This window comes from Roseburia sp. 499, from assembly GCF_001940225.2.
Lineage (GTDB): Bacteria > Bacillota > Clostridia > Lachnospirales > Lachnospiraceae > Petralouisia.
This window is the reverse complement of the sequence record NZ_CP135164.1, coordinates 1,576,422-1,599,311: the sequence shown is the minus strand read 5'-3', so window position 1 is coordinate 1,599,311 and position 22,890 is coordinate 1,576,422. Positions and strand designations below refer to the sequence as shown.

25 protein-coding genes are annotated in these 22,890 nt (G+C 38.5%); 22 read left to right on the top strand and 3 right to left on the bottom strand.

What is annotated here, in order from left to right; translation table 11 throughout:
- Positions 1 to 69: 69 nt before the first annotated feature.
- Complete coding sequence (locus tag BIV20_RS08025) at positions 70 to 348, bottom strand: hypothetical protein (RefSeq protein WP_075719825.1); 279 nt, start codon at positions 346 to 348, stop codon at positions 70 to 72.
- A 20-nt stretch (positions 349 to 368) separates the two neighbouring features.
- Positions 369 to 686, bottom strand: a complete 318-nt coding sequence (locus BIV20_RS08020) for a hypothetical protein (RefSeq protein ID WP_075719823.1) — start codon at positions 684 to 686, stop codon at positions 369 to 371.
- 99 nt (positions 687 to 785) lie between these two features.
- Here BIV20_RS08020 and BIV20_RS08015 point away from each other — a divergent pair, with 99 nt between their 5' ends.
- Complete coding sequence (locus BIV20_RS08015; RefSeq protein WP_278335660.1) at positions 786 to 908, top strand: hypothetical protein; 123 nt, start codon at positions 786 to 788, stop codon at positions 906 to 908.
- 37 nt (positions 909 to 945) lie between these two features.
- Here BIV20_RS08015 and BIV20_RS08010 read toward each other — a convergent pair whose 3' ends face one another.
- On the bottom strand, positions 946 to 1,182 hold the full coding sequence (locus BIV20_RS08010; RefSeq protein WP_075719821.1) for a chorion class high-cysteine HCB protein 13: 237 nt from the start codon (positions 1,180 to 1,182) through the stop codon (positions 946 to 948).
- Between the two features lie 179 nt (positions 1,183 to 1,361).
- Here BIV20_RS08010 and BIV20_RS08005 point away from each other — a divergent pair, with 179 nt between their 5' ends.
- From BIV20_RS08005 to BIV20_RS07905, 21 genes are all read left to right on the top strand, one after another.
- Positions 1,362 to 2,405, top strand: coding sequence for a response regulator (locus tag BIV20_RS08005; RefSeq protein ID WP_075719819.1), 1,044 nt, complete (start codon positions 1,362 to 1,364; stop codon positions 2,403 to 2,405).
- Positions 2,398 to 2,709 (top strand): hypothetical protein, encoded by a 312-nt coding sequence (locus tag BIV20_RS08000; RefSeq protein ID WP_075719817.1) that lies wholly within the window; start codon positions 2,398 to 2,400, stop codon positions 2,707 to 2,709. Before BIV20_RS08005 ends, BIV20_RS08000 begins: the two co-directional genes overlap by 8 nt.
- A 1-nt stretch (position 2,710) precedes the next feature.
- On the top strand, positions 2,711 to 3,538 hold the full coding sequence (locus BIV20_RS07995; RefSeq protein ID WP_075719815.1) for a V-type ATPase subunit: 828 nt from the start codon (positions 2,711 to 2,713) through the stop codon (positions 3,536 to 3,538).
- 28 nt (positions 3,539 to 3,566) lie between these two features.
- Positions 3,567 to 5,477 carry a V-type ATP synthase subunit I gene (locus BIV20_RS07990; RefSeq protein WP_075719813.1) on the top strand — a complete coding sequence of 637 codons (1,911 nt, stop codon included), beginning with the start codon at positions 3,567 to 3,569 and terminating at the stop codon, positions 5,475 to 5,477.
- A gap of 12 nt (positions 5,478 to 5,489) precedes the next feature.
- Positions 5,490 to 5,909: an ATP synthase subunit C gene (locus BIV20_RS07985; RefSeq protein WP_075719811.1), complete on the top strand. Its 420-nt coding sequence runs from the start codon at positions 5,490 to 5,492 to the stop codon at positions 5,907 to 5,909.
- 11 nt (positions 5,910 to 5,920) lie between these two features.
- Positions 5,921 to 6,229 carry a V-type ATP synthase subunit F gene (locus tag BIV20_RS07980; protein ID WP_075719809.1) on the top strand — a complete coding sequence of 103 codons (309 nt, stop codon included), beginning with the start codon at positions 5,921 to 5,923 and terminating at the stop codon, positions 6,227 to 6,229.
- An 11-nt stretch (positions 6,230 to 6,240) separates the two neighbouring features.
- Complete coding sequence (locus BIV20_RS07975; RefSeq protein ID WP_075719807.1) at positions 6,241 to 6,807, top strand: V-type ATP synthase subunit E; 567 nt, start codon at positions 6,241 to 6,243, stop codon at positions 6,805 to 6,807.
- Between the two features lie 17 nt (positions 6,808 to 6,824).
- Positions 6,825 to 8,588, top strand: coding sequence for a V-type ATP synthase subunit A (locus tag BIV20_RS07970; protein ID WP_075719805.1), 1,764 nt, complete (start codon positions 6,825 to 6,827; stop codon positions 8,586 to 8,588).
- A gap of 11 nt (positions 8,589 to 8,599) precedes the next feature.
- Entirely contained in the window at positions 8,600 to 9,973 is a 1,374-nt protein-coding gene (locus BIV20_RS07965) for a V-type ATP synthase subunit B (RefSeq protein ID WP_075719803.1), read from the top strand.
- Between the two features lie 3 nt (positions 9,974 to 9,976).
- Positions 9,977 to 10,603, top strand: coding sequence for a V-type ATP synthase subunit D (locus tag BIV20_RS07960; RefSeq protein ID WP_075719801.1), 627 nt, complete (start codon positions 9,977 to 9,979; stop codon positions 10,601 to 10,603).
- Between the two features lie 148 nt (positions 10,604 to 10,751).
- Positions 10,752 to 12,134 carry a hypothetical protein gene (locus BIV20_RS07955; protein WP_075719799.1) on the top strand — a complete coding sequence of 461 codons (1,383 nt, stop codon included), beginning with the start codon at positions 10,752 to 10,754 and terminating at the stop codon, positions 12,132 to 12,134.
- Positions 12,135 to 12,152: 18 nt separating this feature from the next.
- Complete coding sequence (locus tag BIV20_RS07950; protein ID WP_075719797.1) at positions 12,153 to 12,827, top strand: GntR family transcriptional regulator; 675 nt, start codon at positions 12,153 to 12,155, stop codon at positions 12,825 to 12,827.
- A gap of 36 nt (positions 12,828 to 12,863) precedes the next feature.
- Positions 12,864 to 14,072 (top strand): NADP-dependent isocitrate dehydrogenase, encoded by a 1,209-nt coding sequence (locus tag BIV20_RS07945; RefSeq protein WP_075719795.1) that lies wholly within the window; start codon positions 12,864 to 12,866, stop codon positions 14,070 to 14,072.
- A 26-nt stretch (positions 14,073 to 14,098) separates the two neighbouring features.
- Positions 14,099 to 16,006, top strand: coding sequence for a ribosomal protection-like ABC-F family protein (gene abc-f / locus BIV20_RS07940; RefSeq protein ID WP_075719793.1), 1,908 nt, complete (start codon positions 14,099 to 14,101; stop codon positions 16,004 to 16,006).
- Between the two features lie 98 nt (positions 16,007 to 16,104).
- On the top strand, positions 16,105 to 16,749 hold the full coding sequence (locus tag BIV20_RS07935; RefSeq protein WP_075719791.1) for a redox-sensing transcriptional repressor Rex: 645 nt from the start codon (positions 16,105 to 16,107) through the stop codon (positions 16,747 to 16,749).
- An 11-nt stretch (positions 16,750 to 16,760) separates the two neighbouring features.
- Complete coding sequence (locus BIV20_RS07930; protein ID WP_075719789.1) at positions 16,761 to 17,399, top strand: hypothetical protein; 639 nt, start codon at positions 16,761 to 16,763, stop codon at positions 17,397 to 17,399.
- Between the two features lie 41 nt (positions 17,400 to 17,440).
- Positions 17,441 to 18,946, top strand: coding sequence for an NAD(P)H-hydrate dehydratase (locus BIV20_RS07925; RefSeq protein WP_075719787.1), 1,506 nt, complete (start codon positions 17,441 to 17,443; stop codon positions 18,944 to 18,946).
- A gap of 1 nt (position 18,947) precedes the next feature.
- Positions 18,948 to 20,117: an alanine racemase gene (alr, locus tag BIV20_RS07920; protein WP_075719785.1), complete on the top strand. Its 1,170-nt coding sequence runs from the start codon at positions 18,948 to 18,950 to the stop codon at positions 20,115 to 20,117.
- A gap of 67 nt (positions 20,118 to 20,184) precedes the next feature.
- Positions 20,185 to 20,532 carry a type II toxin-antitoxin system PemK/MazF family toxin gene (locus tag BIV20_RS07915; protein ID WP_075719783.1) on the top strand — a complete coding sequence of 116 codons (348 nt, stop codon included), beginning with the start codon at positions 20,185 to 20,187 and terminating at the stop codon, positions 20,530 to 20,532.
- Positions 20,533 to 20,624: 92 nt separating this feature from the next.
- Entirely contained in the window at positions 20,625 to 22,010 is a 1,386-nt protein-coding gene (locus tag BIV20_RS07910) for a hemolysin family protein (protein ID WP_075719781.1), read from the top strand.
- A gap of 61 nt (positions 22,011 to 22,071) precedes the next feature.
- Positions 22,072 to 22,800 carry a YebC/PmpR family DNA-binding transcriptional regulator gene (locus tag BIV20_RS07905; protein WP_075719779.1) on the top strand — a complete coding sequence of 243 codons (729 nt, stop codon included), beginning with the start codon at positions 22,072 to 22,074 and terminating at the stop codon, positions 22,798 to 22,800.
- Positions 22,801 to 22,890 lie beyond the last annotated feature (90 nt).

The following is a 22,890-nucleotide window of genomic DNA, read 5'->3' as shown; positions in this document are numbered from 1 at the left end:
TTTGATGCTTATGGGAAGTTGAAGTATGTCAACCTTCCATAAGCATTTTTGCTTTAATGCAAAAGATTACTACCGCATATTTTTCATCATCTGCATCAGTAAATCGACTTTTTTCTGTTCTTGAGGAGACATTCCTTGTTTCATAACTTCAATAATCATGTTCCGTTCATTAGAAGAAAAGTTTATCCCTTCTTTTTTTGCGGTTTCGGACGCGTTTTTTAAGGAGGCAGCCATGTCCTGTGGAGTGCCTTTGGGAGAGTTATTTTGTGCCAGTTCCATTAAGAGAGCAAGTTTTTCTGGTGAAATATTCTGTAATTGTGGGTTGTTTAATAAATCTTCTGGATTCATATGACTCCTTTCTTGAACGGTTATTGTGAAAATAGTGTTTCATAGGTAGAAAACATTTGCACAAAATTAATGAGATTATCAATGGTTTCCTTTTCGTAATCATTACAATATTCCCGAATGGCATTCAGCATCTGTATCGGGCGTTCTTCGTCAGAACTTTCTTCCGAGCACATACGCAAATTGTTGACTGGATTTTGAAAAAGTGCCATGGTACGTTGTAGTTCCATAAACTTTACCAGCATCGCCATATCCCTTTGACGTGAAGGGGTTAGATAAGGAAGTGCAGACTTTATCATTTGAAGATGCTTATCCTGAATCAGTGTATCAAGGTTTTCCATTTTATCATCACCATTTTTTATTTTAGTCTATGAAGAAAGAATGGAGGATATAACCAGCTTTTGAAAAAAAGCATATATTATAAGAGGAGGTGGCAGATTATGGGTAAATTAATTGTAGATGGTAACAGCGTATATGAGATTGATGAAGAATGTATTCGAAAGAAAGAAAAGCAGAAACAGAAGGAGAAAGAAAAGAAAGAAAAAGAAGAAAAAAAACAATAAGAAAAACCCGGAGAACCCGGGTTTTTCTTAAAATGAATTAGCAGAAGTTGTTGTTGCATCCGCATCTGTCATTGCCACATCCGCAGAAGAAAAGCAGGATGATAATCCAGATACAACTGTTGTTGCCACATCCACATCCATCACTGAAGATACCGTTGTTTCCATTTCCGCAGCAGAAGAGTAACAGAATAATCCAGATAATAGAATTACATCCGCATCCTCCGTTGTTGTTGTCACATCCGCATCCACAGTTTGTTGCAGCTAAATCACTCATGTTCAAATCCTCCATAATTTTGATTACACTGTATCATATGAGAATGGCTTGGATGTATTTACCGATGTTTGAAAAAAATTTTGTAAATTATGTCATTGTCTGATATAATTTGAATATAAGTACAAGAATAATTGACAATAGGAGAAGTTTTATAATCAAAATGGTGGAGGTGCTGCTATATGAATACAGTAGTTATTGTAGAGAATAGCAGAAAAATGATTGACAATTATATTAGAATGTTAGAAGCTTGCAAGGAGAAAATTGAGTGTAAGTATTTTAGATATCCGGAAAAGGCAGTGGAATACATCCGTAGAGAAGGCGCGGCGGTTTTGGTATGTGAATTGGATATGCCGGTTATGTCGGGGAAAGAAGTATTTGATATGGTGGAGATTATTTCTCCGGAGACGGTAAAAATTGCGATGGCACAAGTAAAGGATGTAAGGGAAACATTGGAAATTGTAAACCATAGCCGGATATTTAAACTAATTTTAAAACCATTTTTTTTGAGCGAAGACCTTGTGGAACCTATAAAATCAGCATTGAATTATTATAAGTTACAAGAAAAGAAAAAAAATCATTCTATGGATATGACGGTGAAGTGGAATTCCGTTGACAAAGATACCAAAAAGCTTGTGGATGAGGTTGAGAAAAAGAAACAGACTTATCATAATATCTGCAAGACTATGACCGGAATTATGAAAGGTAATCTGCAATGTGGAAGTATAGAACTTTCGCCGGGCGAGAAAGATAAGGTTGTAGATTTATTTGAGGGGATGTTTCAGGAATTTATGCGTTATTATATGTTTGGTGCGCAGAACTATATTTTTCATATTAATTACTTGATGAATTTATTTCATTGCCCGGAAGAACATCGGGTGTTTCGTTTGCGAAAGAAAAACAACCAAGAAATACCAAATGAAATTTTGGAAAATATAGTATATACTATATTTATTATAGGGTATGCGTCTAGAGAAATTTTGGGTTGCTATCAATTGAAAGCTGTGATAGATAAAGAAAATGGGGAATATGTACTGGGATTGTTAATAAAGGTTTCGAAAAAAACTCAGGAAGAACAAAGGGGAGAAAAGAGAGTTGAGGAAACGGTAATGCAGATGGTACAAAAGATGATTGATGTTTTTGCAGAACGAAGACTGAAAGAAACTTCTGAAGATTTTGTAGCAGAAAAAATATACTATAAAGAGGGAGCGTTATCCGATGAATGAGATTATAAGAGAACTATATACGATTGAAGAACGTGCCAATCAGATTATAGAAAACACAGAAATGCAACGTCAGGAGTTACAGAGGAAAAAAAAGGAGCAGGAAAAAGAGATTCAGAAGCAATTGCAGGAAGAAATGGAAGGACGGCTGATAATTTTGAAGTCGCAATTGGAAGCAGAGGCGGAAGAAGAAATTCAGAAAATTATAGAGAAAAATCAAAACTATATGGAACAATTGAATCAGGAATATGATGGAAACTATGAGGAGAAGGCACAGGAGATATTGAAACGAATGACAGAGGTGTAAGATGGCGGGAGAATTGTTACAGTATAGTGGTCTGATTACAAAAATCAAAGCCATGGAAGGGCGGCTTTTGACACGGGAAGATTATGAACATATTTTGGAGTTTCAAACTGTTAATGAGACCATTGCTTTTTTGAGAGAACAGCAGATTTATGGGAAAATTTATGGTGGTCATGATGAGATTCAACATCGTGGGCAGGTAGAGGCACTAATTTACAATTCTATACGGGAAGATTATGAGAGTATTTGCCGCTTCTGTAATCCGGTACAACGAAAGGCACTGCGGCTTTATGAAAAACAGGTGCAATATGAAAATGCTGTACCGCAATTGGATACCAGTTATTTTACAGAGGTATGGAAAAAAATTAGTATTTTCCGGCAGAAGAAAATGAAAGAAATCTTGCGGGAGGTATTTGGAACACAGATTGACTGGTTGAATATTATGTGGATGTACCGGGCAAAACGCTTCTTTGGACAGAATGAGGCAGAAATTTATGCTATATTGATACCGGCTCATTACAAATTGAAAAAATCAGAGATTCAGCATATGGCAGAGGCGGGAAAGATAGAAGATTTTTTGAAGATAGTGGGGAACACGGCATATTTTAAAGGAAAAGAAGCCTTGGTACAGTTGCAAGATGAGGTTTCGTATCATCAAGTGATGCAACGAATGTATCGAAGACTTTGTAGAAAGTATCCGGTATCTCTTGCACCGGTGTTCTCTTATTTATATCAGAAAGAACAAGAGATTCAAAGACTAACATCAGCATTAGAAGGAATCCGATATCAGGTACCGGAGCAGGATATCCGGACGTTGGTTTTGGGTGAATAGCATATAATGTAGGAACGGAGGAAAGATTGTGGTAGAAAAAATGAAATTGCTGCATATTACCGGACCAAAGGAAGATATTGACAGGGTGATGAAGCAGTATATCAGCAGATATGAAATTCATTTCGAAAACGCAATGACCAGCCTGGGAAATCTCAGTAATATACGTCCTTTTGTGGAAACGAATATTTACCGAGAAACTTATCAGGAGGGACAAAGGATAAAAGAATATCTGCCTAATGAAACGTATTATCAAGGAGAGTGTACGATACAGGAAGCAGATAAGACGATTCGCTGTGCAACTGATATGATAGCGGGAAAAATAGAAAGACAGAAGCAGTTAGAAGAGGAAAATCAAAGAATAAAGAACCGAATGGCGGAAATTGCGCCGTTTATTGGTCTGGATTTTGAACTTGGAAAACTAAAGGAATTTCACTTTATCGATTATCGTTTTGGTAGAATTAAATTAGAGAATTACCATAAGCTTCAAGAGTACATCTATAAGAACCCGTATACGTTATTTTATGAATGTAACAGTGATTCGGAATATGTTTGGGCGGTTTATTTCGCTCCACATGTGCATATGGGAGAACAGGAGGCTGTATATGCTTCGTTCCATTTTGAGGATATACCGGTACCGGATGATTTTGAAGGGACACCCGGAGAAGGTTATGCACAAGCCGCACAAAAGTTGGAGCGAAATAAGGTGGAATGGCAGAAATTGCAGGAAGAGATACAAGAGAGCTTAAAAAAACAGGAAAAGGAAATTATTCTTGCGTGCGACATGTTGGAATCTTACTGCGATAATTTTGAAATACGAAAATATGCAGCATGCACTAGGGAACAGGATGGAGGAGAATGCTATATTCTGTATGGTTGGATAGCAGAGAAGGATGCAGAGAAATTAGAACAGGAAATGATGCAGGATGAAAAAATACGTCTGGTAGAAGAAGAGGTGGATGAAGATTTAAGTGCAGTTCCGCCTACCAGATTAAAGAATCCAAAACTGTTAAAGCCCTTTGAAATGTTTGTGGAGATGTATGGACTTCCGGCTTATAATGAAATGGATCCCACGGCGTTTATTGCACTTACTTATACGTTGATGTTTGGAATTATGTTCGGTGATGTAGGACAAGGTTTGGTATTAGTGCTGGGAGGGTTCCTATTATATCGTATCAAAGGCATAAGGTTAGCAGGAATTATATCTGTGGCAGGTCTATGGTCTGTATTTTTTGGTTTCATGTATGGAAGTGTTTTTGGATTTGAAGAATTGATTCCGGCAGTTTGGATGAAGCCTATGGATAACATTATGAATGTTTTGATGATGGCAATTGGGTTTGGTGCATTATTAATTTTAATTGCAATGATATTAAACATTGTTAATGCTATTCGAGCAAAAGAGTATGGAAGACTCTTGTTTAATCAGAGCGGTCTGGCAGGAATCATTTGTTATGGAACTGTAGCGATATGTGCGTTGTTAATTATATCAGGACATGGACTTCCGGCTACGATTATGATTGGATTAGCAGTCGGACTTCCGTTAGTGGCTATTTTATTAAAGGAACCACTGGCACATTTCATAGAACGGAAAAAGCCTGTTCTACCGGAAGGTAGTAAAGTAATGTTTTTGGTAGAAGCATTGGTAGAAGTATTTGACGTAGTTTTAAGCTATGCGACAAATACCATTTCCTTTGTGCGTGTTGGTGCATTTGCCTTGAGTCATGCAGGTATGATGGGGGTAGTAATGACGCTGGCAGGGTTAGAAAAAGGAAATCCAAACTGGATAGTGATTATATTGGGAAATATTTTAGTAGCAGGATTGGAAGGTTTGGTTGTGGGAATACAGGTATTGCGTCTGGAATATTATGAGATGTTCAGTCGTTTTTATAAGGGAACAGGAAAGCCTTTTGTAGCATTTAAAAACAAAAAACAACAGCAGTAGGAGGAAAGAAAAATGACAACGAAAATTATTATTGTAGCAATTTTATTATGTAGTATCATCATACCATTTGGAGGCTTTTTGCTTAGTAAGAAAAAAGAAGGAGGATTTAAGGCAGCGCTTGCCAGCAATTTGTTCTTCTTTTTCGGAACAGTAATGGTAGCAGATGTATTATTGTTTAGCGGAAATGTACATGCGGCCGGTGAAGCAGCGCAAGTAGCTTCTTCTACAGAGGGCTGGCGTTATATGGCAGCGGCATTATCTACCGGACTTTCCTGCATTGGAGCAGGTATTGCGGTAGCAAGTGCAGCAAGTGCGGCGTTGGGAGCATTAAGCGAGGATTCCAGTATTATGGGTAAGGCGTTGATTTTTGTTGCGTTGGCAGAATCAATTGCATTATATGGATTATTGATTTCTTTCTCTATTTTAGGTTAGGAGGAAGTCATATGAAGATGTATCTGATTAGTGATAATAGAGATACTTATACCGGAATGAGACTGGCAGGTGTAGAAGGTGTAGTAGTACATGAGAGAGAAGAGTTAAAAGAGGCATTGGAAAATGTATATAAGGATAGTGAAATTGGAATTGTACTTCTCACAGAAAAGTTTGGTAGAGATTTTCCGGAACTGGTAAATGAGGCAAAGATGGGACATCGATTACCATTATTGGTAGAAATTCCAGATCGCCATGGAACCGGAAGGAAAGAAAGCTTTATCACAGATTATGTTAATGAAGCTATTGGACTGAAATTATAGGGAGTGGGCAAATGCAGATAAATGAAAAATTGAATGTATTTCGTCAGTCAGCTATTGAAGTGGCACAGAAAGAAAGTAAGGCAGAATTAGAGGAATATGAGAAAAATTACAGCCAAGAATTAGAACAGTTTCGGAAAAATAAGCAGCAGGAAATAGAAAATGCTTTTCAGATGGAAGAAATAAAAATCCGGCGGGAAATGAACCGAAAAGTATCTGCTGAGATTACGAGACAGAAGCGAATACTGGATGAGTGTCAGCAACAGAAAAAACAAAAATTGTTTGAAATAATAGAACAGAAGCTGGTGGAATATCAAAAGACAGAGGATTATGAGAAATATTTGATTGCAAAGATTAAAAAATCTATAGATTTTGCAAGAAAAGAAGAGATTATCATCTATATCAATCCTACTGATGAGGATAAGAAGCAGAGTCTGGAACAAAAAACAGGTGCGGTACTTACAGTAAGTAACGTTGACTTTGGTGGAGGAATCCGTGCAGTCATTCATTCGAAAAATATTTTGATTGACGAATCCTTTGCTACCAGACTAGAGCAGGAAAAGAATTCATATGCATTTTAGCAGGAGGAGACCTACCTATGAATATAACAGGAAAGATATACGGAATAAATGGTCCGATTATAACCATGAAAGGCAATTTGGGATTTAAGATGTCTGAAATGGTATATGTAGGAGAAAACCGCCTGGTAGGAGAAGTAATTGCGTTAAACAGAGAGACCACTACGGTACAGGTATTTGAAGAAACTACGGGACTTCGCCCAGGAGAACAGGTAGAAGGTTCCGGAAGGGCACTTTGTGTAACGTTAGCACCGGGGATTTTAAACAATATTTTTGATGGAATTGAACGTCCCCTTCAACTTATTGGAGAAGAAAACGGAGCCTATATTCCAAGGGGAGTAAAGTTGGATTTGCTGGACAAGCAGAAAAAATGGAAGACAAAATTGTTGGTAAAGGAAGGGGATTGGATTAGTGGTGGTACAATTATTGCAGAAGTACCAGAGACCTCTGCCATTGTGCATAAAGTAATGGTACCGCCTAAAACGGAAGGAACCGTAATTGCTGTAGCAGAGGATGGGGAATATACCATCGAGGAACCGTTGGTTACCATTCGTACTCAGACAGGAGAACAGCAGCTTACCATGACACAGCAATGGCCGATTCGTATCCCGCGTCCTATTCAAAAACGGTATCCGGCAGATAGACCGTTGGTAACAGGTCAGAGAATCTTAGATACTTTGTTCCCGATTGCCAAAGGGGGAACAGCAGCACTTCCCGGAGGATTTGGTACAGGAAAGACTATGACCCAGCATCAGCTGGCAAAATGGTGTGATGCGGATATTATCATATACATTGGCTGTGGAGAACGTGGTAATGAAATGACAAATGTTTTAGAGGAATTTTCACAGTTAATTGACCCCAAGACGGGAAGTTATTTAATGGAGCGTACGGTATTGATTGCCAATACCTCGAATATGCCGGTAGCAGCAAGAGAAGCTAGTATATATACAGGACTTACTCTGGCAGAATATTATCGTGATATGGGCTACCATGTGGCAATTATGGCAGATTCTACCTCGCGATGGGCAGAAGCCTTGCGAGAGTTATCCGGACGACTGGAAGAGATGCCAGCAGAGGAAGGATTCCCAGCATATCTGGCATCCAGATTGTCTGCTTTTTATGAGCGTGCAGGTTATGTAGAGAATCTAAACGGAACCGACGGAAGTGTTACGATTATTGGAGCGGTATCACCTCAGGGAGGTGATTTTTCGGAACCTGTAACACAGCATACAAAACGATTTGTGCGTTGTTTCCTCGCATTAGACAAGTCCCTTGCTTATGCAAGACATTATCCGGCAATTAATTGGCTTACTAGCTATACGGAGTATTTAAACGATTTGGCACCATGGTATGCTACTAATGTAGGTGCAGATTTTATTTTATGTCGAAATGAATTGATGAATATTCTTACTACAGAGAGCCGGCTGAATGAAATTGTGAAATTGATTGGAAGCGATGTGCTTCCGGATGATCAAAAATTGATTTTGGAGATTGCAAAAGTTATCCGTCTGGGTTTTCTTCAGCAGAATGCATTTCATGCAGAGGATACTTTTGTGCCGATGAAAAAGCAGTTGAAGATGATGGAAACTATTTTATATTTGTACGAAAAGTGCCAAAGCCTTATAGGAATGGGAATGCCTATGGCAATGTTACGGGAACAGAATATTTTCGAAAAAATTATTGCGATTAAGTATGATGTGGCGAATAAGGAATTAGAAAAGTTTGAAGAATACAAGCAAATGATTGATGAGTTTTACCAGAATTTAGTACAAATTAACGCATAGGAGGAGAACAGATGGCAATTGAATATTTAGGATTAAGTGAAATCAATGGTCCTCTAATTGTGTTAGAGGGAGTACAGAATGCCTTCTATGAAGAAATGGTAGAGTTTGTGGTAGAAGGAAATCAAGTGAAAAAGGGAAGAATTATAGCTTTAGAAGAGGATAAGGCACTGATACAGGTATTTGATTCCACAGATGATATGTCGCTGAAAAATACCCATACCAGACTTACCGGACATCCTATGGAAATTGGACTTTCTGAAGAAATCTTAGGAAGAACTTTCAATGGAATGGGAGAACCTATTGACGGATTGGGAAAAATAAAGCCAGAGGCAATACGAGATGTAAATGGATTACCGATGAATCCGTGTACCAGAGAATATCCAAGAAATTATATTCGTACCGGAATTTCGGCGATTGATGGATTGACTACTTTAATTCGTGGACAGAAGTTGCCTATTTTTTCGGGAAATGGACTGCCACATGACCAGTTAGCTGCACAGATTGTAGAGCAGGCATCGTTAGGTAGTGACTCAGAAGAAGAGTTTGGTGTAGTATTTGCAGCTATGGGAGTAAAATATGATGTAGCAGAGTTTTTTCGAAGAAGATTTGAAGAAAGTGGTGCATCGTCTCATGTAACCATGTTTTTAAATCTTTCCAATGATCCGGTAGTGGAACGTTTAATTACTCCGAAGGTTGCTTTGACAGCAGCAGAATATCTTGCTTTTGAAAAAGGGATGCATATCCTGGTGATTTTAACAGATATGACTTCTTATGCCGAAGCCATGCGTGAGGTGTCATCAATGAAAGGCGAGATTCCGAGTCGAAAGGGATATCCGGGGTATTTGTACAGTGAATTAGCATCCTTATATGAACGAGCCGGGATTGTGAAGGGGTGTGAGGGGAGCGTAACGCAGATACCAATTCTCACCATGCCGAATGATGATATTACTCATCCAATTCCGGATTTGACCGGATATATTACAGAAGGGCAGATTGTATTAGAACGTTCTTTACATCAGAAAAATGTCTATCCACCGATTAATGTACTTCCATCCTTGTCACGTCTTATGAAGGACGGAATTGGAGCAGAATATACCAGAGAAGATCATCAGGATGTGGCAAATCAGTTATTTTCTTCTTATGCCAGAGTTGGAGAGGCCAGAGATTTGGCCAGTGTAATCGGCGAGGATGAATTATCAGATACGGACAAAAAGTATTTAGAGTTCGGAATAGCTTTTGAACAACAGTTTGTTTCTCAGGGAGCAACGGAAAATCGTTCCATGGAAGAAACCTTAAATATTGGTTGGCAATTATTGCATATTCTTCCAAAGGAGGAATTAGACCGAGTGGATACGAAGATATTGGAAAAATACTGGGAGGCGTAATGTATGGATCCAAAAGAATTTCCAACAAAAGGAAATCTCATATTGGCAAAAAATTCTCTTGCATTATCAAAGCAGGGCTTTGATTTGATGGATAAAAAGAGAAATATCTTGATTCGAGAATTGATGGAGCTTATCGACGAAGCGTCAGATATTCAGAAAGAGATTGATGTTACTTTTACCAGTGCCTATCAGGCATTACAAAAGGCAAATATTCAAATGGGGATTCATGAGGTGGAGGCGCTAAGTCAGAAAATCCCGGTAGAGGATTCCATTACCATCAAAAGACGTAGCGTTATGGGAACGGAGATTCCGAAGGTAGAGTATGAAAAACAGGAATTGAAGCCTTATTATGCCTTTTATGGAACGAAGATGGCACTAGACGAGGCATGTCAGAAGTTTCAGAAAGTGAAAGAATTAACAATCCATCTGGCACAAGTAGAAACTTCTGCTTATCGTTTAGCCTACAATATTAAGAAAACACAGAAACGGGCAAATGCGTTGCAAAATATTACAATTCCGCGATACGAGGCATTGGCAAAAAGCATTCAGGAATCATTGGAGGAAAAAGAGCGAGAAGAATTTACGCGCCTGAAAGTAATTAAGAAGACGAAAGGAAGAACCGGATATTAATTTTATATTGAAAATATGTTAAAATTGTCTCTTGACAACGTATAATTGTATACAATAATATAATGGTATGATTGTATACAATTATACATGAATGATTATACATAAGAATATGCATAAATAGTAGATTAAGTCAAGAGGAGTGTTAGACATGAGAGAAGTTGTAATGAACGAGCATACCAACCTGTTACAGTTAGAGGAACATTTTTACCAATTGGTAGATGTAGAAGAACCAAATGTATTCCGGAATCTTTTCCCGTATGAAGAGATACCGAAAATTGCTTTTAATGATCGTATTGTTCCGCATAACATGCCAGACAACATCTGGATTACTGACACTACCTTCCGTGATGGTCAGCAGTCCAGAGCACCGTATACTACAGAGCAGATTGTTACCATTTATGATTATATGCACAGATTAGGCGGTCCAAAGGGGCTGATTCGTCAGAGTGAATTTTTCTTATATAGTAAGAAAGACCGTGATGCAGTTTATAAGTGTCTGGAGCGAGGATATGAATTTCCCGAAGTAACCAGTTGGATTCGTGCCAGCAAACAAGACTTTCAGTTGGTAAAGGAAATCGGACTTCGTGAAACCGGTGTGCTGGTAAGTTGCTCTGATTATCACATTTTCTATAAAATGAAGATGACAAGACGTGAAGCGATGAATCATTATTTGAGTGTCATTCGTGAATGTCTGGAAACCGGTATCAGTCCAAGATGTCATCTGGAAGATATTACGCGTTCTGACATATATGGATTTGTCATTCCGTTCTGTTTAGAGTTAATGAAGTTAAGCAAAGAGTATAATATTCCGGTTAAGGTACGTGCTTGTGATACTATGGGATATGGTGTTAACTTCCCAGGAGCAGTAATTCCAAGAAGTGTACCGGGTATTATTTATGGACTTACGACACATGCTGGTGTACCATCAGAAATGATTGAGTGGCATGGACATAATGATTTCTATAAGGCAGTAAATAATTCTACTACTGCATGGCTATACGGTGCTAGTGGTGTAAACTGTTCCCTGTTTGGAATTGGAGAACGTACCGGAAATACTCCATTGGAGGCAATGGTATTTGAATACGCACAGTTAAAGGGAACTTTGGATGGCATGGAAACTACTGTAATCACAGAGTTAGCAGAGTATTTTGAAAAAGAGTTAGGCTATCATATGCCGGAAAGAACACCTTTCTGCGGTAAGAATTTTAATGTAACAAGAGCTGGAATTCATGCAGATGGACTCTTGAAAAATGAAGAAATTTATAATATCTTTGATACGGATAAGTTTTTGAATCGTCCGGCTTTGGTTTCTGTATCCAATACTTCAGGACTTGCCGGAATTGCTCATTGGATTAATACTTATTATCGTTTACCGGAGGAACGAAAGGTAGATAAGAATTCTGAATTGGTAAAATTGGTAAAAGAGTGGGTGGATGAGCAATATGATGAAGGCCGAGTTACTGTAATTACCGACAATGAATTGGTAGTTGTGATAACTGACAGTTGTAATAAACTGGGAATTGTATTATAACTATAGGGAGGAATTTTTTTGAGCGAAGATAACCATTCACTGGGACAGCGTGTTTTTCACAGGATTCGCGAAGACATTCTGTCAGGAAAATATAATAAGAATGAAGAACTGAAGGAAAAGACAATCGGAGAAGAACTGGGAGTCAGCCGTACTCCGGTAAGAGAGGCATTGCGGCAACTGGAATTGGAAGGGCTTGTAACTATTATTCCAAATAAAGGGGCATATGTAGTCGGACTTTCCGTGGAGGATATTCAGGATATCTATGAGATGCGTTCCGTGTTGGAAGGATTGTGCGCAAAGCGCGCGGCTGTAAAGGCAACACAAGAGCAGTTGGAAGAGTTGGAAGAGATTCTTTATCTTACTGATTTTCATGTAAAAAAGGGACATGTGGAACAGATTGTAGAATTGGATACCCGTTTTCATGAGGTTTTGTATGAAGCATGTGCAAGCAAGGTGTTAGAGCATGCAATGCGTGATTATCATCATTATTTAGAAAGTGTGCGTAAGGTGACGCTGGCATCAGAGAAACGTTCTATAGAATCCAATAACGAGCATAAACAAATTTTGGATGCATTAAAGGAACGTGATGCGAAAAAGGCAGAAGAATATGCTAATCAGCATATTCTGAATACCATTAAAAATATTGATAGCTGTGGTTGGGACAAGATTGTGAACAACACAGAAAATAAGTAACAGACAAACAAGAAGACAATTTGCAGGAGGACTATTATGGAAAAAATCAAAATGACAACACCATTGGTAGAAATGGACGGAGATGAAATGACCCGCATCCTTTGGAAAATGATAAAGGATGAACTGTTACTGCCTTTTATTGATCTGAAAACAGAGTATTATGATTTAGGCTTGGAACATAGAAATGAAACGAACGACCAAGTAACATTTGATTCTGCTAATGCTACGAAAAAGTACGGTGTTGCAGTAAAATGTGCAACTATCACACCAAATGCAGCACGTATGACCGAATATAATTTAAAAGAAATGTGGAAGAGTCCAAACGGAACCATTCGTGCTATCTTAGACGGAACCGTATTCCGTGCACCAATTACCGTAAAGGGAATTGAGCCATGTGTAAAGAATTGGAAAAAACCAATTACCATTGCACGTCACGCGTATGGTGATGTATATAAGGCATCTGAAATGAAGATTCCGGGACCGGGAAAATGTGAACTGGTTTATACTGCTGAAGACGGAACAGAGACGAGAGAATTGATACATAACTTTACCGGAGCAGGTGTTATCCAGGGACAGCATAACTTAAATAATTCTATTGAAAGCTTTGCAAAGAGTTGCTTTAATTATGCTCTGGATACCAAGCAGGACTTATGGTTTGCAACAAAGGATACTATTTCTAAGAAGTATGACCATACTTTTAAGGATATTTTCCAGGAAATTTATGATAAAGAATATGCTACTAAGTTTGAAGCAGCAGGAATTGAATATTTCTACACTTTAATTGATGATGCAGTAGCACGAATCATGAAAGCAGAAGGTGGATTTATCTGGGCATGTAAGAATTACGACGGAGACGTTATGAGTGACATGGTATCCAGTGCGTTTGGTTCTTTGGCTATGATGACTTCTGTATTAGTATCTCCGGATGGATATTATGAGTACGAAGCAGCACATGGTACTGTTCAGCGTCATTATTACAAACACTTAAAGGGAGAAGAAACTTCTACTAACTCCGTAGCAACTATTTTTGCATGGACAGGAGCATTGAGAAAACGTGGAGAATTGGATAATCTTCCAGAATTAAGTGCATTTGCAGATAAATTAGAGCAGGCTTGTTTATCTACTATTGAATCCGGTAAGATGACAAAAGACCTTGCGCTGATTACTACCTTAGAGAATCCAACTGTATTAAACAGTGAAGGATTTATCAAGGCAATCCGTGAAACATTGGAGAAATCTTTATAAGATAGAAGAAAGAAGAGGAAACGAACATGATTTTAGCCTGCCAAAATATCAGTAAATCCTTTGGCACAGACGAAATCATACAACATGCGTCTTTTCACATTGAAGCAAATGAAAAGGCCGCAATTGTAGGAATCAACGGAGCGGGGAAAACTACCCTGCTTCGGATTATTATGGGAGAAATTTCTGCGGATGAAGGAGAAGTAGTCCTAGCAAAAGATAAGACTATAGGCTATTTACCGCAGAATCCCGATATATCCGGCAATCATACGATTTATGATGAAGTGCTTTCTGCAAAGAAAGCACTTATTTCCATGGAAGAAAAACTTCGCGATATGGAAAGTAGAATGAATCAGTATCAGGGACAGGAATTAGAAGATTTCATGGAAAGTTATAACCGTCTGAACCATGAATTTGATATGCTGGGAGGATATTCCTATCAGAGTGAGATTGTTGGTGTATTAAAAGGATTAGGATTCTCAGAAGAGGAATTTGGAAAACATATGCAGGAATTGTCTGGTGGACAGCGTACCCGAGTGTGTTTGGGAAAGCTTTTAGTGACAAAACCGGATGTGATTTTATTAGATGAGCCTACCAACCATCTGGATATCAATTCTATTGCATGGCTGGAAACTTTTTTGCTAAATTATAAGGGAGCAGTAGTGATTGTATCCCATGACCGTTATTTTTTGGATAAAGTAGTCAGTAAAGTAGTGGAACTGGACCGTACAAAAGTATCGGTATTTCAGGGGAATTACAGTGATTATGCAGCAAAACGCGCGCAAGTGCGGGAAGCACAGTTGAAGCAGTATTATAACCAACAGCGTGAGATTAAGCATCAGGAAGAGGTTATTGCAAAACTTAAGTCTTTTAACCGGGAAAAGTCCATCAAACGGGCAGAGAGCCGGGAGAAAATGTTGGATAAAATAGAACGTCTGGAAAAGCCAACTGAGGAGAATACAGATATTCATTTGCATTTAGAACCAAGAATTGTCAGTGGAAATGATGTACTTGCGGTAGAACATCTTGCGAAAGCATATCCAAATCAGCAGTTGTTCTCTGATATTTCTTTCGAAATAAAGCGTGGAGAACGGGTAGCACTTATTGGTGACAATGGAACCGGAAAGACCACTATATTGAAAATTATTAATGATATGATAGAAGCTGATGCAGGAACCATAAAACTTGGTACCAATGTAAACATTGGCTATTATGATCAGGAACATCAGGTACTTCATAAAGAAAAAAATCTGATAGAGGAAATTTCTGATGCATATCCAAGTCTTACAAATACGGAGATTCGTAATGTGCTTGCAGCATTTTTATTTACCGGTGATGAAGTATTTAAGCAGATTGCAGATTTAAGTGGTGGTGAAAAGGGAAGAGTATCGCTGGCAAAGCTAATGCTTTCTGAGGCTAATTTTTTGATTTTGGATGAGCCTACGAACCATTTGGATATTACTTCTAAGGAGATTCTAGAGCAGGCATTGAATAGTTATACCGGAACGGTGTTCTTTGTGTCTCATGACCGTTATTTTATCAACAAAACGGCAACCAGAATATTGAATCTGACAGGTGAAACCATTGTAAATTATATCGGAAATTATGATTATTACATGGAAAAGTGCCGGGAACTTACGAAGATTTATGTGACAGAAAAAGAGAAAGAGGTTAAGCCTGAAACAGAAAGTAGTAATAAGCTGGATTGGAAACAGCAGAAAGAGGAACAGGCAAGACTTCGAAAAATTGAAAATGAGAGAAAGCGGACAGAAGAAAAAATTGAAAGTCTGGAAGCTCATATCAGCGAATTGGAAGAATCTTTTTCACAGGAAGAAATTGCAACTAATTCGGCGAAACTTCAGGAAGTACATGAAGAATATGCAAAGTGCCAACAGGAATTGGAAGCACTGTATGAAAAATGGGAAGAACTTATGTAAAAGAATGTTAATTCTTTAACACATTGACAGTCCAGGCAGGATTCATTATAATGAGTATAGTATATGCACGGGAGAAATGCAGTTTAGGAGGAACGTCAATGGAAAAGGAAATATCACAGGCAGTGATCCGGAGAATGCCTAGGTACTACCGTTATTTAGGGGATTTGCTAGATGACGGAGTAGAGCGTATCTCATCCAATGAACTAAGTACGAGAATGAAAGTAACTGCTTCCCAGATACGTCAGGATTTGAATAATTTTGGTGGTTTTGGACAGCAGGGTTATGGCTATAATGTAAAATATTTGTATGATGAAATTGGAAAGATTATGGGCATGGACCAGAAGCATAATATTATTGTAATAGGTGCTGGTAATCTGGGACAGGCACTTGCAAATTATGTAAAGTTTGAGAAAAGAGGATTTGCTATCATTGGTTTATTTGATGTGAATCCGGCATTAAAAGGAGTATCGGTCAGGGGAATTAATATTCGTATGATGGATGAATTAGAAGATTTCCTTAAAAATAATCGGGTAGATATCGCAGCGCTTACTATGCCGAAGACAAAAGCAAGTGAGGTTGCAAATATGCTGGTAAGTTATGGAATCAATGCTATCTGGAATTTTGCGCATTTGGATTTGGAACTTCCGGAACATGTGGTGGTAGAGAATGTGCATCTTACAGACAGTTTAATGCAACTTTCCTACAATATTGCGAAACAGGGGAAGGTCAAAGATAAGAGATAAGAAGTGATAAGATGGGTGGAAGAAAAGCAATAAATCATGGGTTTGAAACAGTGCTTCGAGGCAAGCAGATATCATTATTGATTTTAGACCAGAAATGGCACAATCTTTTTTCAGATGATGGAAAAACGAAAAGTGTTGTCAAATTGGAAAAGAAAGCAAATGAATACTTGAAAAAACAGGGGCGGTTGCATCAGGAGATTAAGGACCTAAAGGTCCTGAAAGAGAAACTGATGAAGAATATTATGGCGAACATGGATGAAGCTGAGCGCGAGCAAGAGTCAAGGAAACTTCGGGAGGATCGAAGACTGATTTCTGAAATAAATGAAAAATTGCGTCGGGCGTATGCGGAATTAGATGAAGTTCCTAAGGAATTGGATGCAGTGAATGAAGCTCTGATGGTAGAGACCATGGAATATTGTTATGAAAAAATGCGCGCCAATGAAATAGAAAGCGTAGCAATCCGCAAGTGGTTGGAACAGACTCGTGAAGAAGTAAAGCAGAAGGCAGTACGCAAGCAGACTGTAGAGGATAAGAATAGGGAAATTTATTCCTATATGCATGATATTTTTGGTGCCGATATCATAGATATTTTTGATTTGACATATGAAAAGGAACCTTCGCAGAAAGAAGAGGAAAAGAGACAGTCTTAGCAGCATAAGGCATGTCTCTTTTTAAACATGGAGGAATGTATATGAATATTCTGGTAGACAGCAAACAGATGAAAATGTGTGACAAAAATACCATTCAACATTTTGGAGTTCCATCATTGGTTTTGATGGAGCGTGCGGCACTTGGAGTAACAGAAGAGATTGAAAGGCATACGCAGCCGGGAAGTAAAGTGCTTTTGGTTTGTGGAACCGGAAATAATGGTGGGGATGGACTGGCAGTAGGAAGGTTGTTGCGGCAGAAAGGATATGAGATTACTCTGGTTATACTGGGGGATTGGAGTAATATGTCTGTAGAAACAGCAAAACAAATGGAAATCTGTCGGGCATATGAAATGGAAATGCGAAAAGAGATTCCACAGGAAAAATTTGATGTAGTAGTGGATGCGCTTTTTGGTATTGGATTAAGCAGAGAGTTACAGGGAAGTTATTTTGAAATAGTGAAACAGATGAATGAACTTAATGCATGGAAAGTGGCAGTAGATATTTCGTCTGGAATTCATGCGGATACAGGAGCAGTTATGGGGATTGCTTTTCGTGCGGATATGACGGTTACCTTTGCTTTTCAGAAATTAGGGATGCTACTTTATCCGGGAGCAACCTACTCTGGAGAGGTGAAAGTAAAGGATATTGGAATCACTGCTGAAAGCTTTCTGGAAGAAAAGCCTGTGAATTATGAAATGGAACAGCAGGACTTTGAAAAAGTACCAAAACGCTGTGATTATTCGAATAAAGGTACTTACGGAAAAGTGCTGGTTGTGGCTGGACATAAGAATATGGCAGGTGCAGCGTTTTTAAGTGGAAAAGCTGCTTATGCTACCGGAGCCGGATTGGTTAAGATATATACAGAAGAAGCAAATCGCACTATTATCCAACAACTGTTACCGGAAGCAATTTTGGACACCTATGAGCCAGAACAAAAACAAGAAGAAGTATTAAAGAAAAACATGGAATGGGCAAATGTAATTGTGGCAGGACCTGGAATTGGTACAGGAAAAACAGCAGAAGAAACGATAAGAATTGTTTTAGAAACAGCAGAAGTGCCGGTGATTTTGGATGCAGATGGATTAAATATTGTTGCCAGACATAAAGAGTGGTTGAAAGAAGCAAAGCAGCGGATAATAGTAACACCGCATCTTGGTGAAATGGCAAGATTAACAGAAAAAAGCATTTTTGACATACAAAAGCAGTTATTGCAGGTTGCGCGTGAATTTGCAGAGGAATATAATGTTATATGTGTATTGAAGGATGCACGAACTATTACGGCTTTGCCTGAGGGGACTGCATTTATAAATACTAGTGGAAATAATGGAATGTCAACTGCGGGTGCCGGAGATGTATTAACCGGTGTGATTGCCGGACTGATAGCGCAGAAGATGGAGCCAATTCAGGCTGCACCTTTCGGTGTATATCTGCATGGGGCAGGTGCAGATTGGATAGGAGAACAGACCGGAACCTATGGTATGATGGCACAGGATATCATAGAAGGTGTTCGTCAAGTAATGAAAGAAGCGGACAAGAAAGGAATTTAAAATGAAAAAATACAGCAGAGTTTATGCAGAAATCAATCTGGATGCGATTCTCCATAATATGGAGCAGATGCGTGGACTGCTTAAGGAAGATACAAAAATTATGGGAGTTATCAAGACAGACGGTTATGGTCATGGTGCAGTTCAAATTGGAAGAGAATTGGAAAAATTAGATTATACCTGGGGATATGCAACTGCAACGGTAGCAGAAGCAGAAATTTTAAGAAGAAATGGTTTGAAAAAGCCAATTCTGGTACTTGGAGCAACCTTCCCGGAAGAGTATGAAGCTATGGCAGACCATGAAATACGTGTGAATGTGTATTCTATACGTCAGGCAGAACAGATGGAAGAAGCTGCTGCAAAAATGAATAAGAAGATTATAGTACATGCTAAGATTGATACCGGGTTAAGCAGACTGGGATTCCAGGTGACAGAGGAAGCTGCCGATGAAATCGCACGGATTTCTCGAATGCCGCATATTATACTGGAAGGAATCTTTACACATTTTGCGAAATCAGATGCCAGTGATAAGACGATGGCAAATCAGCAGATGGAAGCATTTGCAAATATGAAAAAAATGTTAGATGAACGTAAGATTGAAATTCCGATGATTCATTGTTCTAACAGCGCGGCAATTATAGATATGCCAGAAGCAAATATGAGCGTGGTGAGAGCCGGAATTATTCTTTATGGCATGTGGCCTTCCGATGAAGTGGAGAAAGAAAATATTGATTTGGAGCCGGTAATGTCTTTAAAGAGTTGTATTGTATTCTTGAAGGAATTGGAAAAAGGAAGAGTCATTAGTTATGGCGCAACTTATGAGACAACCAGAAAACAGCGAATTGCAACAATTCCGGTAGGGTACGGTGATGGATATCCAAGAAGTTTGTCAAATAAAGGATATGTATTAATTCATGGAAAAAAGGCACCAATTTGCGGACGCATCTGTATGGATCAGTTTATGGTAGATGTGACGGATATCCCGGAGGCACAGGAGGGAGATAGTGTGACTCTCATAGGAAAAGAGAATGGAGCTGAAATTACCATGGAAGAAATAGGTGATTTATCAGGAAGATTTAACTATGAGTTTGCCTGTGATTTAGGAAAACGAATTCCAAGAGTTTTTGTGAAAGAAGGAAAAATAGTAGATACCAAGGATTATTTTGGAGAATAAACTGAATACACACGAAGAAATTGGGAAGAATAGGAAATAACCTATAAAAGTTTTGGAGTGTGATAACATGATAATTCATAGAGGGGACATTTATTATGCAGACCTGCGCCCAGTGATGGGGTCAGAACAGGGGGGCATACGTCCGGTACTAATTATACAGAATGATATTGGAAACAGACACAGTCCTACGGTAATCTGTGCGGCGATTACATCAAAGATGAATAAGGCAAAGTTGCCTACTCATGTGGAGTTAGATGCTAAAAAGTATGATTTGGTAAAGGATTCTGTAGTATTATTAGAGCAGCTTCGAACCATTGACAAGCAGCGCTTGAAGGATAAAGTGTGTCAATTGGACCATGAGATTATGAAAAAAGTAGAGAAAGCCCTGAGAATTAGTTTGGAAATATATACATAAATCTTGACTAATATTCCTTAAAATGGTATATTTCAAGTGTTTATTGTAAAACAGAACGAGAATACGAGAGCAAAAGGAGATAGAAAAAAGAAATGGATGACGGTGGGAGTACGGTCATAGGACTTATTATATTTTTAGTATTACTGGTAATGGATGGCATTTTTTATGGTTTTCTTACAGCATTAGAGGAAATTACTGAAAGCCAGATTGAAAAGCGAAAAGAAGATGGAAACAAGCATGCGGCATGGTTATTAAGAGTTTTAGATTCCCCATATAAGACCAGACATACGATTCAGATTATGACGACTTTTGTCAGTGTTATTTTTGGTATTTATCAGGTGCGGTTGTTCGGTGGAATGTTGGTTAGAAATTTCTTGAATCAAGATGCCCAGCTGTATTTGCATTTTCTGTGTTATGCAGGTGCCGCAATTATTGGTATTTTTCTTTTTACGGCAGTAGGAGTACTGGCACCTCAGAAGATAGCTGCGAGACGTCCGGAACAGTGGTTGTTTCGTCTGTCAGGAATCGTGCATGGAATGTTGATGATATTAAAACCATATTCTTATCTGGCAGAAAAGGTTTCTAATCTTGTAGTGCGATTATTCGGAATTGACCCTAATGCCAGCATCGATGATGTGACGGAAGAGGAAATCATTTCCATGGTAAATGAGGGACATGAGCAGGGTGTATTGCAGGCAAGCGAAGCAGAGATGATTCACAATATTTTTGAGTTTGATGATAAAGAAGCCAAGGATATTATGACACATCGCAAGAATATTGTTGCAGTACAAGGAACGATGCAGCTTTCAGAGGTATTGGAATTTATATTGGATAAGAATAATTCCAGATTTCCGGTATATGGAGAAGATATTGATAATATTATCGGAATTATACATATTAAAGATGTTATGATACAAAGCCGCAATGAACAATATTTAAATTGGGCAGTTCAGGATATTCCGGGACTGGTAAGAGAAGCAGCGTTCATTCCGGAGACCAGAAATATTAACGAGTTGTTTAAGAATATGCAGTCGCAGAAAATACATATGGTAATTGTTGTAGATGAGTATGGTCAGACAGCAGGACTTGTGGCAATGGAGGATATTCTGGAAGAAATTGTAGGAAATATTCTGGATGAATATGACGAAGAAGAAAATATGATTGTAGAACAGCCGGACGGAAGTTTTATTATGAATGGGATGGCTCCTTTTGATGAAGTATGTAAGATACTTCAGTTGGAGACAGACGAGGATGAGTATGAGACGCTAAACGGATATCTGATTTCTTTGATTGATAAAATTCCAGGGGATAATGAGCAATTTCAGGTGGAGGATAAGGGATGGCAGTTTCATATAGTAGCGGTAAAAAATAAGATGATTCAAACCGTAAAAATTGCCAAAGTAGAGGTTGCGTTGGATGACGAGGAAGAAAGTCAAAGGGCAGACTCTTGTCAGAATGATGAGAAAGTGATAGAATAGCAAAGGTTATGAAAGTGATTGTGAATCATAAGAAAAGAGAAATAGAAAAGAGGAAGAAGTAATGTCAGGACATTCTAAATTTGCCAATATTAAACACAAGAAAGAAAAAAATGATGCAGCAAAAGGAAAGATTTTTACTGTAATCGGAAGAGAAATTGCAGTGGCAGTTAAGGAAGGTGGACCAGATCCTAATAATAACAGCAAACTGCGTGATGTCATTGCGAAAGCAAAGGCAAATAACATGCCGAATGATACGATTGATAGAGGTATCAAAAAAGCTGCTGGAGATGCGAATTCCGTTAATTATGAATTTGTATCCTATGAAGGTTATGGACCAAACGGAATTGCAATTATTGTAGATGCATTAACAGATAATAAAAATCGTACTGCTGCAAATGTAAGAAGTGCCTTTACAAAAGGAAATGGTAATGTAGGAACTCCGGGCTGTGTGTCCTATATGTTCGATAAGAAAGGTCAGATTATCGTGGATAAGGAAGAATGTGATATGGATGCAGATGATCTGATGATGTTGGCATTGGATGCCGGAGCAGAAGACTTTTCTGATGAAGAAGATAGCTTTGAAATTATTACAGATCCAGATGCTTTTAGTGAAGTGCGTCAGAAGTTAGAAGAAGAAGGAATTGCAATGGTTTCTGCAGAAGTGACCATGATTCCACAGAACTATGTAGAACTTACAGACGAGAATGCAGTGAAATCCTTACAGAGAACCTTAGACCTTCTGGACGAAGACGACGATGTCCAGGCGGTATATCATAACTGGGACGAGTAAAAAAATGCAGCTTGCTAGCGTTTTTTTTACGAGGACCTACTTTTAGAATCTGTTTTTGATTCTAAAAGTGGGATGAGAGTTAAAAGAGCC

What these genes read in the sequence shown, in the direction of transcription:
- BIV20_RS08025 (WP_075719825.1), bottom strand. Translation starts at nt 348, where the DNA reads ATGAATCCAGAAGATTTATTAAACAACCCACAATTACAGAATATTTCA.
- BIV20_RS08020 (WP_075719823.1), bottom strand. Translation starts at nt 686, where the DNA reads ATGGAAAACCTTGATACACTGATTCAGGATAAGCATCTTCAAATGATA.
- BIV20_RS08015 (WP_278335660.1), top strand. Translation starts at nt 786, where the DNA reads ATGGGTAAATTAATTGTAGATGGTAACAGCGTATATGAGATTGATGAA.
- BIV20_RS08010 (WP_075719821.1), bottom strand. Translation starts at nt 1,182, where the DNA reads ATGAGTGATTTAGCTGCAACAAACTGTGGATGCGGATGTGACAACAAC.
- BIV20_RS08005 (WP_075719819.1), top strand. Translation starts at nt 1,362, where the DNA reads ATGAATACAGTAGTTATTGTAGAGAATAGCAGAAAAATGATTGACAAT.
- BIV20_RS08000 (WP_075719817.1), top strand. Translation starts at nt 2,398, where the DNA reads ATGAATGAGATTATAAGAGAACTATATACGATTGAAGAACGTGCCAAT.
- BIV20_RS07995 (WP_075719815.1), top strand. Translation starts at nt 2,711, where the DNA reads ATGGCGGGAGAATTGTTACAGTATAGTGGTCTGATTACAAAAATCAAA.
- BIV20_RS07985 (WP_075719811.1), top strand. Translation starts at nt 5,490, where the DNA reads ATGACAACGAAAATTATTATTGTAGCAATTTTATTATGTAGTATCATC.
- BIV20_RS07980 (WP_075719809.1), top strand. Translation starts at nt 5,921, where the DNA reads ATGAAGATGTATCTGATTAGTGATAATAGAGATACTTATACCGGAATG.
- BIV20_RS07975 (WP_075719807.1), top strand. Translation starts at nt 6,241, where the DNA reads ATGCAGATAAATGAAAAATTGAATGTATTTCGTCAGTCAGCTATTGAA.
- BIV20_RS07970 (WP_075719805.1), top strand. Translation starts at nt 6,825, where the DNA reads ATGAATATAACAGGAAAGATATACGGAATAAATGGTCCGATTATAACC.
- BIV20_RS07965 (WP_075719803.1), top strand. Translation starts at nt 8,600, where the DNA reads ATGGCAATTGAATATTTAGGATTAAGTGAAATCAATGGTCCTCTAATT.
- BIV20_RS07960 (WP_075719801.1), top strand. Translation starts at nt 9,977, where the DNA reads ATGGATCCAAAAGAATTTCCAACAAAAGGAAATCTCATATTGGCAAAA.
- BIV20_RS07955 (WP_075719799.1), top strand. Translation starts at nt 10,752, where the DNA reads ATGAGAGAAGTTGTAATGAACGAGCATACCAACCTGTTACAGTTAGAG.
- BIV20_RS07945 (WP_075719795.1), top strand. Translation starts at nt 12,864, where the DNA reads ATGGAAAAAATCAAAATGACAACACCATTGGTAGAAATGGACGGAGAT.
- abc-f (WP_075719793.1), top strand. Translation starts at nt 14,099, where the DNA reads ATGATTTTAGCCTGCCAAAATATCAGTAAATCCTTTGGCACAGACGAA.
- BIV20_RS07935 (WP_075719791.1), top strand. Translation starts at nt 16,105, where the DNA reads ATGGAAAAGGAAATATCACAGGCAGTGATCCGGAGAATGCCTAGGTAC.
- BIV20_RS07930 (WP_075719789.1), top strand. Translation starts at nt 16,761, where the DNA reads ATGGGTGGAAGAAAAGCAATAAATCATGGGTTTGAAACAGTGCTTCGA.
- BIV20_RS07925 (WP_075719787.1), top strand. Translation starts at nt 17,441, where the DNA reads ATGAATATTCTGGTAGACAGCAAACAGATGAAAATGTGTGACAAAAAT.
- alr (WP_075719785.1), top strand. Translation starts at nt 18,948, where the DNA reads ATGAAAAAATACAGCAGAGTTTATGCAGAAATCAATCTGGATGCGATT.
- BIV20_RS07915 (WP_075719783.1), top strand. Translation starts at nt 20,185, where the DNA reads ATGATAATTCATAGAGGGGACATTTATTATGCAGACCTGCGCCCAGTG.
- BIV20_RS07910 (WP_075719781.1), top strand. Translation starts at nt 20,625, where the DNA reads ATGGATGACGGTGGGAGTACGGTCATAGGACTTATTATATTTTTAGTA.
- BIV20_RS07905 (WP_075719779.1), top strand. Translation starts at nt 22,072, where the DNA reads ATGTCAGGACATTCTAAATTTGCCAATATTAAACACAAGAAAGAAAAA.